Annotated in this window: 9 protein-coding genes; 2 read left to right on the forward strand and 7 right to left on the reverse strand. The window is 72.6% G+C overall.

Going from position 1 to position 12,610, the window contains the following annotated elements:
* The first annotated feature begins 96 nt into the window (after nt 1-96).
* A complete protein-coding gene (locus tag ABTX81_RS08940; RefSeq protein WP_350542551.1) occupies nt 97-297 on the forward strand; it encodes a hypothetical protein in 201 nt (66 codons plus the stop codon).
* A 58-nt stretch (nt 298-355) separates the two neighbouring features.
* Here ABTX81_RS08940 and ABTX81_RS08945 read toward each other — a convergent pair whose 3' ends face one another.
* The 7 genes from ABTX81_RS08945 to ABTX81_RS08975 all read right to left on the reverse strand — a co-directional run bounded on the left by ABTX81_RS08945 (nt 356) and on the right by ABTX81_RS08975 (nt 11,160).
* A complete protein-coding gene (locus tag ABTX81_RS08945) occupies nt 356-1,375 on the reverse strand; it encodes a LacI family DNA-binding transcriptional regulator (protein WP_350542552.1) in 1,020 nt (339 codons plus the stop codon).
* A gap of 25 nt (nt 1,376-1,400) precedes the next feature.
* Nucleotides 1,401-3,107, reverse strand: coding sequence for a glycoside hydrolase family 13 protein (locus tag ABTX81_RS08950; RefSeq protein WP_350542553.1), 1,707 nt, complete (start codon nt 3,105-3,107; stop codon nt 1,401-1,403).
* A gap of 61 nt (nt 3,108-3,168) precedes the next feature.
* Nucleotides 3,169-4,080 (reverse strand): sugar ABC transporter permease, encoded by a 912-nt coding sequence (locus ABTX81_RS08955; protein ID WP_350542554.1) that lies wholly within the window; start codon nt 4,078-4,080, stop codon nt 3,169-3,171.
* Between the two features lie 37 nt (nt 4,081-4,117).
* Nucleotides 4,118-5,119: a carbohydrate ABC transporter permease gene (locus ABTX81_RS08960; RefSeq protein WP_350542555.1), complete on the reverse strand. Its 1,002-nt coding sequence runs from the start codon at nt 5,117-5,119 to the stop codon at nt 4,118-4,120.
* Between the two features lie 113 nt (nt 5,120-5,232).
* Nucleotides 5,233-6,510 carry an extracellular solute-binding protein gene (locus tag ABTX81_RS08965; protein WP_350542556.1) on the reverse strand — a complete coding sequence of 426 codons (1,278 nt, stop codon included), beginning with the start codon at nt 6,508-6,510 and terminating at the stop codon, nt 5,233-5,235.
* A 307-nt stretch (nt 6,511-6,817) separates the two neighbouring features.
* Complete coding sequence (locus ABTX81_RS08970; RefSeq protein ID WP_350542557.1) at nt 6,818-7,903, reverse strand: aldose epimerase family protein; 1,086 nt, start codon at nt 7,901-7,903, stop codon at nt 6,818-6,820.
* A 221-nt stretch (nt 7,904-8,124) separates the two neighbouring features.
* Complete coding sequence (locus tag ABTX81_RS08975; protein ID WP_350542558.1) at nt 8,125-11,160, reverse strand: ATP-binding protein; 3,036 nt, start codon at nt 11,158-11,160, stop codon at nt 8,125-8,127.
* A 294-nt stretch (nt 11,161-11,454) separates the two neighbouring features.
* On the opposite strand from ABTX81_RS08975, the gene ABTX81_RS08980 reads away from it, so the two are divergent.
* A complete protein-coding gene (locus ABTX81_RS08980; protein ID WP_350542559.1) occupies nt 11,455-12,402 on the forward strand; it encodes a terpene synthase family protein in 948 nt (315 codons plus the stop codon).
* Nucleotides 12,403-12,610: the final 208 nt, after the last annotated feature.

A 12,610-nucleotide genomic window follows, 5' to 3' on the forward strand; every position in this document is an offset into this window, starting at 1 on the left:
CGGGCGCGCCGGATCGTGCCCGGTCGCCGGGCGGCCATGGTCAAACCGGGGTGACGCCGGGCATGCTGCTGCTCTGCACCCGAGAAGGAGTCACCCATGGCCCAGGTCACCGTCTCGCTCGACGCCAACCTCGCGATCGACGTGATGATGCTCTCCGGCACCAAGAGCCCGCAGGACGCCGTCGAACTGATCCTCCGCGACTACCTGGAGCGGGGCCGGCGCACCGAGACCCGCACCGGCGACGCCGCCGACGGCCACCGGGTCGGCCAGGAGCGCCCGGCCGCGCAGGAGGGCTGAGCGGGCACGCCGAAGGGGCCCGGGAGCGGATCGCTCCCGGGCCCTCCGTGGTCCCCCCTCAGCGCGCGCGGGCCCCGGTCGAGCCGCGCATCACCAGCTCCGGCTGGAACATGAACTCCCCGCGCTGCGCGGCGTTCCCGCCGACCTCCTCCAGCAGCGCGTCCACCGCGGCGGTGGCCATCGCCTCCACCGGCTGGCGGACCGTGGTCAGCGGCGGCTCGGTGAAGGCGATCAGCGGCGAGTCGTCGAAGCCGACCACCGAGACGTCCTGCGGCACCGACAGGCCCCGCTGACGGACCGCCCGGATCGCGCCGAGCGCCATCATGTCGCTGCCGCAGACGATCGCCGTACAGCCCTTGTCGAGCAGTGCCCCGGCCGCCGCGTGCCCGCCCTCCACGCTGAACAGCGTGTGGTGGACGAGCCCCCCGGCCTCCTCGGCGGAGAGCCCGAGCACCTCCCGCATGGCGGCGGTGAAGCCCTCGATCTTGCGCAGCACCGGCACGTACCGCCGCTGTCCGACGGCCAGGCCGATCCGCTCGTGGCCGAGTTCGGCCAGGTGCTGGACGGCCATCCACATCGCGGCGCGGTCGTCCGGCGAGATGAACGGCGCGTCGATCCGCTCGCTGTAGCCGTTGATCAGCACGAACGGCACCCCGCGCCCGGCCAGCCGGGCGTACCGGTCGTGGTCGGCGGTGGAGTCGGCGTGCAGGCCGGAGACGAAGACGATGCCCGCCACGCCCCGGTCGACCAGCATCTCGACCAGTTCGTCCTCGGTCGAGCCGCCCGGCGTCTGGGTGCAGAGCACCGGTGTGAAGCCGTGCCGGCTCAGCACCTGCTCGATCACCTGGGCCAGGGCCGGGAAGATCGGGTTGCTCAACTCCGGGGTGATCAGCCCGATCAGCCCGGCGCTGCGCTGGCGCAGCCGGGTCGGCCGCTCGTAGCCGAGCACGTCCAGGGCCGCCAGCACGGTCTGCCGGGTGGTGGCCGAGACGTTCGCCTTGCCGTTGAGTACGCGGGAGACGGTGGCTTCGCTGACCCCCGCCTGCGCCGCGATGTCTGATAGTCGCGCCGTAGTCACGGTTCCAGAGCCTATTGCAACCACGTCAGACCGCCCACCAGTCGGTGCTGTCCGCGGCGAGCACCGCCTCGCCGTCCGCCACCACCGGGTCGGCGCCGGCGGAGGTGAGCAGCAGCCGGCCGGGCGCCGGTATCCGCACCGGGGCGCCGGTGGTGTTGACGGTGCAGACGAAGGAGCCGCGGCGGAACAGCAGGGTGCCCTCGGGGCCGTCCAGCCATTCGACGTCGGTGCCGGCGCCGAGTTCGGGCCGGGCCTTGCGGACGGCCAGCGCCGAGCGGTAGAGCTCCAGGGTGGAGGTCGGGTCGCCGGTCTGCGCCTCGACGCTGAGGGCGGCCCACTCGGCGGGCTGGGGCAGCCAGGAGGGTCCGCCGGCGGTCGGGCCGAAGCCGTACGGAGCCTCGGTGCCGGACCACGGGATCGGGACGCGGCAGCCGTCGCGGTAGCCGTCCTGGCCGGCCTGGCGGAAGAACGACGGGTCCTGGCGGACCTCGTCGGGCAGGTCGGTGACGTCCGGCAGGCCGAGCTCCTCGCCCTGGTAGACGTAGGCGGAGCCGGGCAGCGCGAGCATCAGCAGGGTGGCGGCGCGGGCGCGGCGCAGGCCGAGTTCGCGGTCGCCGGGGGTGCGGATCTGGGTGCCGAGGCCGGGCGGGTTGGCGAACCGGGTGGCGTGCCGGGTGACGTCGTGGTTGGAGAGCACCCAGGTGGTGGGGGCGTCGACGGGGCGCATCGAGTCGAGCGAGAGGTCGATCACGGCGCGCAGTTCGGCGGCGTCCCAGGAGGTGCCGAGGTACTGGAAGTTGAACGCCTGGTGGAGTTCGTCGGGCCGCACGTAGTTGGCGGTGCGCTGGACGGTGGGGGTCCAGGCCTCGGCGACGCCGATCCGCTGTCCCGGGTACTCGTCGAGGATCTTCCGCCAGCTGCGGTAGATCTCGTGCACGCCGTCCTGGTCGAAGAAGGGCATGACGTCGTTGCCGAGCAGCTTGAGCTGGTCGGCGCCGCCGAGGTCGGGCAGGCCGGGGGCCTTGACCAGGCCGTGGGCGACGTCGATGCGGAAGCCGTCGACGCCCATGTCCAGCCAGAAGCGCAGGATGGAGCGGAACTCGTCGGCGACGGCCGGGTTGTCCCAGTTGAAGTCGGGCTGCTCGGGGGCGAACAGGTGCAGGTACCAGTCGCCGGGGGTGCCGTCCGGGTCCTCGGTGCGGGTCCAGGCCGGACCGCCGAAGATGGACTCCCAGTCGTTGGGCGGCAGTTCGCCGTTCCCGCCCTTGCCGGGGCGGAAGTGGTAGCGGTCGCGCAGCGGGGAGCCGGGCCCTTCGCGCAGGGCGCGCTTGAACCACTCGTGCTGGTCGGAGGAGTGGTTGGGGACGAGGTCCACGATGATCCGCAGGCCCAGCTGGTGGGCGTCGCGGATCAGCGCGTCGGCGTCCAGCAGGGTGCCGAACATCGGGTCGACGGCCCGGTAGTCGGCGACGTCGTAGCCGGCGTCGGCCTGCGGGGAGGCGTAGAACGGCGAGAGCCAGACGGCGTCCACGCCGAGGTCGCGCAGGTAGGGCAGGCGGCTGCGGATGCCGGGCAGGTCGCCCATGCCGTCGCCGTTGGAGTCGGCGAAGCTGCGCGGGTACACCTGGTAGATGACCGCGTCCCGCCACCAGCCTCTGTCCGCGGCGGCACCGGCCTCGTGAGCGGTGGCGTCGGCGGCGGGCCGGGAGGTGTCGGCCAGGTTCTGGGTCATGGACGGTATCCCTTGGGGAGTGTGGCGGGCGGAGCGGTCGGGACGTCGGCGGGGACGTCGGTCAGGACTTCGAGGCGCCGGCGGTCAGGCCGGTCACCAGGTGGCGCTGCACCAGGTAGAAGAGGACCGAGGAGGGGATGGCGATCAGCACGGCGGTGGCGGCCATCAGGTTCCACTGGGCGTCGTGCTCGCTGACGAAGGTCTGGAGTCCGACGGCCAGGGTGTACTTGTCGGAGCTGAGCATGAAGGTGGAGGCGAAGGCGACCTCGGCCCAGGCGGTGAGGAAGGAGTAGAACGCGGCGACCGCCAGGCCGGGGCGGGCGAGCGGCAGCACCAGCCGCCAGAAGGTGCCGAACGGGGTGAGGCCGTCGACCCGGCCGGCCTCGTCGATCTCCACCGGGATGGTGTCGAAGTAGCCCTTCATCAGCCAGGCGCAGTACGGCACGGTGGTGGTCGAGTAGACCAGGATCAGGCCGACGTAGCTGTCCAGCAGGTCGAGCTCGGAGAGGATCGTGTACATCGGCACGATCAGCACCGCGATCGGGAACATCTGGGTGACCAGCAGCGACCACATCAGCGGCTTGTGGCCGGGGAAGCGCATCCGGGAGACGGCGTAGCCGGTGGAGGCGGCGATCAGCACGCCGAACACGGTGGTGACGCCGGAGACCAGGAAGGCATTGCCGAACCACCGGAAGAAGTCGGTGTCGAACAGCACCGTCTCGTAGTTCGAGAGGGTCAGCTTGCCGAGGATCTCGCCGGGGTGCAGGTAGTCGGTCTTGTCCGGGCCGAACGAGACGTAGAGGATCCACGCCACCGGGAACAGCGCGATCAGGCTGGCCAGGATCAGCGCGCCGTGCATCAGGGCCTTGGCGAGCGGGCCGGTCCCGCCGCGGGGGCGGACCTTGGCCGGCCGGGCGGCGGGGGCCGCGGGGCGCGCGGCGAGGGGGGTGGGTCGGTCGGTGGTGGTGCTCATCGGGGTGCCTCCTTCGTGGTCGCTGGGTTCGCCGGGGTCAGCCGTTCGCCCGCTCGTTGCGGGCGAGCCAGCGGCGGTAGAAGGCGGTGAAGACGATCAGGATGGAGAGCAGGATGACGCCGTAGGCGGCGGACTGCGCGTAGTCCCGGGGCTGCTGGCCGAAGCCGAGCCGGTAGGCCCAGGTGACCAGCAGCTGGGCGTCGGGGGCGCCGTTGCCGAACAGCAGGAAGATGACGGCGAACTGGTTGAACGTCCAGATGATGCCGAGCAGGACGACGATCGAGGAGACGGTGCGCAGGCCGGGCAGGGTGACGTGGCGGAACCGCTGCCAGGCGGTGGCGCCGTCCATCTCGGCGGCCTCGTACAGCTCGGCGGGGATCGACTGGAGGCCGCCGAGCAGCGAGATCATCATGAACGGCACGCCGACCCAGGTGTTGACCAGGACGGCGGCGGCCTTCTGCGCGGTCGGGTCGTCCAGCCAGCCGGGCTCGGGCAGGTGCAGGGCGGAGAGCAGGCCGTTGACGGCGCCGCCGTCGGCGAGCATCAGCCGCCAGGAGAAGACGGTGACGAAGGTCGGCACGGCCCAGGGCAGGATGAGCAGCATCCGGTAGACGGCGCGACCGCGCAGCTTCTGGTTGAGCAGCAGGGCGAGGCCCAGGCCGATGGTGTAGTGCAGGCCGACGCAGAGCGCGGTCCAGGCGATGGTCCAGACGAAGTGCGACCAGAAGCGGTCGTACGAGCCGGGGCCCCAGAGGATGTCGGCGTAGTTGTCGAAGCCGACGAAGTGGTAACTGGCCGGGATCTCGTTGGCGCCGATCTTGCGGGCGACGTTGAGGCTGTTGGCGTCGGTGAGGGTGAGCCAGAGGCCCTCGGCGAGCGGGTAGAGCACCAGGACGCCGAGTACGAGGATGACCGGTGCGATCATCGCGTAGGCGTACCAGTGCTTGGCGTACGAGCGCTTGAGGCGCTCCATCAGGCCCGGACGCGGATCGCGCTGCCGGCTGCCCTGGCCGGTGGCGCCCTGCACGGCGACTGACATGGTTCGACACCTTCTCGGGGGAGGTCCGCCGCCTCGCTTCGGCGACTGCTGCTACGGGTCCGGCCGCCCGGCCCGCCGGGGGAACGGCGGGCCGGACGGCTGGGAGGGAAGGACTACTTGGCGAAGCCCGGGAGGAGCTTGGCGTAGTCCGTGGCGACGGTGTTCAGGCCGTCCTGGGTCGCGGTGCCCTGGACGATCTTGCCGAGGTTGGTGCCCAGCGACGCGAACAGCGAGCTGTACTCCGGCAGTTCGGGGCGCGGCTTGGCGCTCGACAGCACGGCCTGGAAGCCGGCGATGCCGGGGTCGGCCTTGACCTCGGGGGTGAAGGCGTCGTCGCGGGTCGGCAGGGTGGAGTTCTTCTGGGCGACGAAGGCCTGGCTCTCGGCCGAGGTCATGAAGGCGGCGAACTTCTCGGCAGCGGCCTTGTGGGCCTTGTCGGCGCCGGCGTAGACGGAGATGTTGTGGCCGCCGGTCGGGGCGCCGCCCTTGCCCGCGGAGCCGCCCGGGACCGGGGCGATGCCCAGGTTGGCCTTGTCGGCGAAGGCGGAGCCCTTGTAGATGTTGGTGATCTCCCAGGGGCCCTGGATGATCGCCGCGACCTTGCCGCTGTTGAAGGCGTCCATCATGTGCGCGTAGGCGTCGGTGGTGACGTCGGCCTTGGCGGTGCCGGGCGCGGTGAACAGGGACTTGTAGGTCTCGACGGCCTTGACGGCCTCCGGCCCGGCGACGGTGATCTTCTTGCCCTTGGCGTCGACGGTGTCGGTGCCCTCGCCGAACAGGAACGGCATCGCGTAGTAGCCGTCGGCGGCCTTCAGCCAGAAGCCGTCGACGCCGGCCTTCTCCTTGACGGTGGCGGCGGCGGTCTTCAGCTCGTCCCAGGTGGTGGGGGCGGCGGTGATGCCGGCCTTGGCGAAGATCTCCTTGTTGTACAGCAGGCCGAGGGTGTCGGTGACCAGCGGCACGCCGTACAGCTTGCCCTCGTAGGTGGCCTGCTGGATCAGGCTGGGCTGGAACTTGGCGGAGTCGGCGGCGGCCGGGGTGCCGTCCAGCGGCTCCAGGTAGCCGGCCTTGGCGAAGGCGGCGGTCCAGCCGACCTCGGAGCGGAACACGTCCGGAGCGCCCTTGGCCCCCATCGCGGTCTGGAGCTTGTTCTGCGCCTGGTCGAACGGCACGTTGACGAAGTCGACCTTGACGCCCGGGTTGGCCGCCTCGAACTTCTTGACGAGCTCCTGGTAGTTCGGCGCCTCGTTGGTGGCGTTCGAGGTGTCCCAGTAGGTGAGGGTGACCGGCCCGTCGGCCTTGCCGTCCGAGCTGGAGCCGCTGCTGCCACAGGCAGCCATCGAGACCGCGAGGGCCACAACGAGGGCAGAGGCCGCGATGCCACGCCGCATGAGAACTCCTTGGAGGGTGGGGGTGCCCGAGATAACCGGAGACAGGCGCATAATGGCTGCCTTGCCTCGCGCCGACCGCACCGTTGCTGCCGCCGGGCTCGGAAGGAAGTTAACAGCGGGGCAACAGCCACCGAAAGTCCTTGCAGCAAGTTTCTGCAAGAAACGGCGATCGTTACACCCGCGTGTCCTCCACGTTGCCGCACGGTAGTTGACAGCCGGGCACGATATTGGGTTTTGTCCGGTTTGCCCCGGTCGGCCGCGACCGCCGGGGCCACCCTCCGTGGTGAAAGCTCCTTGCAGCGCCCCGTCAGCCGGCCGTTCCGAGCCGCAGCACGGTGGTCGAGCGGAACTCCTCCCCCGGGCGCAGCTCGGTGCTCGGGAAGGCCGGGTGGTGCGGGGAGTCCGGGAAGTGCTGGGTCTCCAGCGCGATCCCGGCGAACGGCCCGTACGGCACCCCGCGCGCGCCGGTGACCCGGCCCTGGAAGGTGTTGGCCGTGTAGACCTGGATGCCGGGCTCGGTGGTCAGCACCTCCAGGGTCCGGCCGCTGACCGGGTCCTCCAGCCGCGCCGCCCGCACCGGGGCGCCGTCCGCCGGACGGGGCCGCAGCACCCAGTTGTGGTCGTACCCGCCGGGCCCGGCCAGCTGCGGGTGGCCGTCGTGCACCGACTTGCCGATCGGCCGGGCGGTGGTGAAGTCGAACGGCGTCCCGGCCACCGGCTCGACCCGGCCGTACGGGATCTGCCGCTCGTCGGCGGGGGTGTAGCCGTCGGCGTCCAGGGTGAGCAGGTGGCCGAGGACGTCGCCGGAGCCCTCGCCGGCCAGGTTGACGTACGCGTGGTTGGTGAGGTTGACCACGGTCGGCGCGGTGGTGACCGCGTGGTAGCGGATCGCCAGCTCGCCGTCCGCGTCGAGGGTGTAGTCGACGGTGACGTCGAGCGCGCCCGGGAAGCCCTGGTCGCCGTCGGGGCTGTGCAGCGTCAGCCGGACGCCGCCGGGCACCTCCTCGGCCGCCCACATCCGGTGGGCGAAGCCGTCCGGGCCGCCGTGCAGGGTGACCCCGCCGCCGGTCGGGGCGAGCCGGTGCTCCTCGCCGTCGACGGTGATGACGCTGCCGGCGATCCGGTTGGCGTAGCGGCCGACCACGGTGCCGTAGTGGCGGGCCGGGCCGAGGATGTCGGCGAGCCGGTCGGTGGAGAGCAGCAGCTGGGCGGGGCGGCCCTCGCGGTCGGGGGCGACCAGGGTGTGCAGGGTGGCGCCGAGGGTGAGCACGCTCGCCTCGTACGGGCCCGCGCGCAGCGTCCACCGCTCGATCGCGGCGCCGGCGCCCGAGGGCTCGAAGGGCTCGCGCCGCACGCTGGTGGTCTGCGGCCCGTTCGCCGGGGGCGTCGCCATGGCCTGCTCCTCACTGGCGGGCCGCGGGAGGGCGCCCGCCCTTCGCCGGGTACCGGGCCCCGCGTGGGCCCGGGTCGGCGTCAGCCTAGTCAGAGGGGACGGCGCGGGGGCGCTCATCGAGTGCCCGCGCGCCGTCCGACGCTCCGTGCGCCGTCTGACGCTCCGTGCGCCGTCCGACGCTCCGTGTGCCGTCCGACGCTCCGTGTGCCGGGGCCGGGGTGTCAGCGGTCGGGGCCGAATCCGCCGCCGGGGCCGCCCGGCCGGTCGAGCGGGTCGGAGCCGTCGCGCTGCGCGGGCGGCAGGCCGAGCGCGGCGGCCAGGCCGTCGGGTCCGCTGCCCGCCTTGCGGTAGACGGCGGCCAGCCGGCGGTTGACCAGGCTGAGCGGGAGCGCCAGGTGGTCGGCGATCCGCTGCGCCGGCACGCCCCGCACGGCCAGTTCGGCGACGTCCCACTCCGGCTGGCTGAGCGTCTCCCGCACGTCGCCGAGCCGGTTGGGCCGCAGGCCGTAGTTGGCCAGCTCGCGCCGGGCCCGGTCGACCAGCCCGTCCGCCGCGCAGTGCTGGGCCAGCTCGATGCCCTGGTAGAGGTACTCCTGGGCGTCCTCCAGCCGGCCGACCCGGCGCAGCGCGGCTCCGAGGTCGACCAGCGCGACGGCGTGCTCGTAGCCGGCCGGCGACTGACCGAGGTAGGTGACCGCCCGCTCCAGCAGCTCGACCGCCTGCTGGCCGTCCTCGATCTGGGCGGACAGCCGCAGCGCCGTGCCGATCGCCGAGGCGGTGCCGAACCGCTCCGCGTCGACGACCGAGCGGCGGGCGTACGCGCGGGCCCGCTCCGGTTCGTCCCCGGCAATCGCGATGGCCAGGTGCCCGGCCCAGGGCGCCCAGACCGTGTTGTGCCAGCCCCGGACGTCCAGCTGGGTGCCGGCCTCGGTGAGCGCGGCGGCCGCGCCGGCGGGCCGGCCGACGGCGAGCAGCAGCTTGCCGTAGAGCGAGGCGGCGTCGGGCAGCACCATCGCGGTGGCGTGGTACGGCGGGTGGAAGCCGAACTCGAGGGCGAGCTCCCAGGCCTCGTGGCTGCGGCCGCGGGCGATCAGGGTGTCGATCAGCACGCCGACCGCGTCCCAGGCCAGCGGCAGTTTGGAGCCGATCCGCTCGGAGAGCCGCAGCGCCCGGCGCAGGAAGTCCTCGGCCTCGGCGAGCAGGCCGCGCCGGAAGCGGGCCAGACCCATCAGGAAGTAGGCGAAGCCCCGGTGGGCACCGCTCCAGCCCGCCACCTCGAACTGCACGATGGCGTCCGAGAACAGCCGCTCGGCCTGGGCGATCCGGTCGTTGTAGGTGTAGGACAGGCCGAGCGTGGCGGGCAGTTCGAAGCCCCAGGTGTTGTCGGTCCAGCCGAGGCCCTTGGGCAGCCGGCCGTTCTCCAGCACGTCGTCGGCGTGCCGCAGCACCTCGGCCGAGGGCTCGCCGCGCAGGGTGAGGTCCCAGGCCCGCAGCGCCAGCACCGCCCGGTCGGCCGCCTCCCGCCCGGTGAGGCTCTCGCACAGCGCGCCGAGCCGGGCGGAGCGGGCCGGCCCGTCCTCCTCGGACTTCCGGTAGGCGTGCCACATGAACGACGCGGCCTCCAGCCGCAGCCGGCCCGCCGGGTCCCCGACGGTGCGCTCCGCCTCGTCCTGGCAGACCACGGCGGCCTGGCGCAGCTCGCCGCTGTGCGCGAGTACCTCGGAGAGCCGGAAGGTGGCGTCGACCCGCAGCGAGGGGCGCAGCGGTCCCTCCTCCGGGTCGAGCGCGAGCTTCAGCTGGTTGACGGTGGCGACGGGGTCGGTGAGCAGGGCGGAGCAGCCCAGCTCGTACAGCACCTCGGCGCGGTCCTGGTCGTCCGGCGGCTCGGCGAGCGCGCGGTGCAGACAGCGCTGGGCGGCCTCGGGCGCGCCGATCAGCAGGTGTTCGGAGGCGGCCCGGCGCAGTTTGCGGACGGTGCGGTCGTCGCCCTCGCCCGCGAAGGTCTCCACCAGGTGGCGGGAGGCGGCGAGCAGGCCGAGCCCGGCGTTCTCGATCTCGGCGGCGGCCACGCCGTGCATGCCGGTGCGGGTGGCCTCGGGCATGGTGTTGTAGATCGAGCTGGCGATCAGCGGGTGGACGAACTCGAGGTTGCCGTTCGGGGTCCTGGTCAGGACGCGCTGCTTGCGCAGTTCGTCGATGGACTGGCGGGCGCCCTCGCTGGTCTGGGCGGAGATCCGGGTGGCGAGGTCGGGCCGGATGTCGGTGCCGAGCATCGCGGCGGCCCAGGCGAAGCGCAGGGTGGCGGCGCCCAGCCGGTCCAGCCAGGACTTGAGGGTCATCCCGGTGGCGTCGACGGCGAGTTCGCGCAGCTGCTGGGAGTTCTCCTCGACCGGGTCCAGCGCCTGGTCGCGGACCTGGTCGAGCAGCGCGACGACCTCGAAGGGGTTGCCGTTGACGACGTTCCAGAACTCGTAGCAGAAGGCCTCCTCGGCCTTGTCGCCGAGTTCGGCGCGGATCATGTCGGTGACGGCGACCAGTGACAGCCGGCTCAGCTCGTGCCGGCGGGTGGCCAGCGCGGCGACGGCGCGGTGGTAGTCCACGGACTCCTGCTGCCAGTCGGCGCTGTCGTCGCGGTAGGCGAAGACCAGCAGGACCGGCAGTTCGCGGGCCCGGACGGCGAACTGGGCCAGCCAGCCGAGCGACTCGAGGTCGGCCCAGTGCAGGTCGTCGACGATCATCACCAGCGGGGCGCGCCGCGGGGCGAGCTGGGTGAGGACGAAGTCGAGGCCGTCGCGGACGCCCTGCGGGTCGAGGCGGCGGGCGCCCTTCCGGGGCTGCTTGAGGCCCATCGCCGGTCCGACGACCTCCTCCCAGGTGCCCATCACCTGGGAGAACTCGCCGGGCTCCAGGCTGCCGAGCACCGGCTGGAGGAGCTGGCGCAGCACGTGGTACGGCTCGTTGAACTGGCGCTCGCCGCCGCGGGCGAACAGCACGGTGGCGCCTTCGCGCAGCATGGCGATCCGGCGGACCTCGTGCAGCAGGCTGGTCTTGCCGATGCCGGGCCGGCCGGAGAAGGTGAGCAGCTCGCCGATCTCGGTGCCGCCGGCCGCGAAGTCGCGGCAGAGCTTGTCCACCGCGGCCTCGGCGGAGCGGAGTTCGGCGTCGCGGTCGCGCAGTCTGATGCGATTGGGGGCGCCTTCGGCCTCCCGCGCGCCGGGCATCGCCTCCGCCCGGAAATCCCTGTCCCGCTCGGTCACCGTCGTGCCTCCGCCTCGCCGATCCCTGCTCGTGGAGCCGAGGTTAGCGCCGCAAGGGGCCTGGTGGAGTGTATTCACGCAGGCGAGGGGCGAGTTGAGGGGTTTGGAGGACCAGCCGAGGGCAATTGCCCTATATCCCTAACGTCGGATCATTGCATCAGATACTCTACGCCCCGCGTGCCAAGTTGATCATGCCCTGACCAATCCTCCCCCTCCGGCAGCGCAGCCCCAACTCCCCCGCCAATACCCGAAATACCCATCAGAGCCCCCACCCTTCGCAGCTCCGGGAGTCCGATGTCTGACGACACCTCACTTCAGATTCCGTTCCCGCACCGTCGCAGCGACCACGGGCCGTACGCCACCGAACTGCACCGCGCCTGGCTGACCCGCCATCCACTGCTGCCCGACCCTACCCACCCGTCCTACGCGCACTGGGACGTGGTCGACCTCGCGGCGCTCGGCTACCCCGACGCCGGACCGGACGAACTCGCGCTGGCCGCCGACCTCATGGGTTTCTACTTCCTCTTCGACGACCAGTTCGACGGCCCGCTCGGCCGCCGCCCCACCGAGGTCGCGCCGATCTGCGACCGGCTGATCGCCGTCCTGCACGGCGCGTCGGCCGACCGCGGCTCGCCGGTGGAGACCGCCTTCGCCGACCTGTGGGCGCGCAGCGTCCAGGGCATGCCGGCGCGCTGGCAGGCGCGCGCCGCGTACAACTGGGAGTACTACCTCGCCTCGCACCCCGCCGAGGCGGCCGGGCGGATCAGCCCGCGCCCGCCCGACCGGGCCGGCTACCAGGTGCTGCGGCGCGGCACCGCCGCGATGGAGACCATCTTCGACATGATCGAGCGGCTCGGGCACTTCGAGGTGCCGCCGGCCGTGCTGCACCACCCGGTGCTGCGGCAGCTGCGCCAGCTCGCCGCCGACATCCCCTCGCTGACCAACGACGTGCGCTCGTTCCCGCTGGAGGCGCCGCGCGGCGACGTCAACAACCTGGTGATGATCGTGCGGCGGGAGCGGGACTGCTCGGCCGAGGAGGCCTGCTCCGTGGTGATGACCGAGGCGCAGCTGATGGCCGAACGCTCCCACGAGCTGTACGAGGGGCTGCCCGACGTGTACCGGGAGCTCGGCCTGGCCCGGGTGGAGCGGATCATCGCCCAGCGCTACGCCGACGGCCTGGTCACCTGGCTGGCCGGCTACCTGAGCTGGGAACGCCGCACCGGGCGCTACCAGGAGGCCTAGACGGCGCGCGCCACCCTGCGTCGACCGCCGTCGTACGGACCGTAGCCGAACCGGCCGTTCCCCGGCTAGGGTGCTGCCCGGCGGACGCCCCCGGCCCAAGGGGGCGCCCGACCCGCGTGTGTGTCCGTACCCTCCGCCGGGCCGCCCCTGCGCGGCCCGGCGCACCGCTCCGGCCCGCGCGCCGGAGCGGTGCCCCGACAGCGAGGAG

This window comes from Kitasatospora sp. NPDC097605 (genome assembly GCF_040302725.1).
GTDB lineage: Bacteria > Actinomycetota > Actinomycetes > Streptomycetales > Streptomycetaceae > Kitasatospora.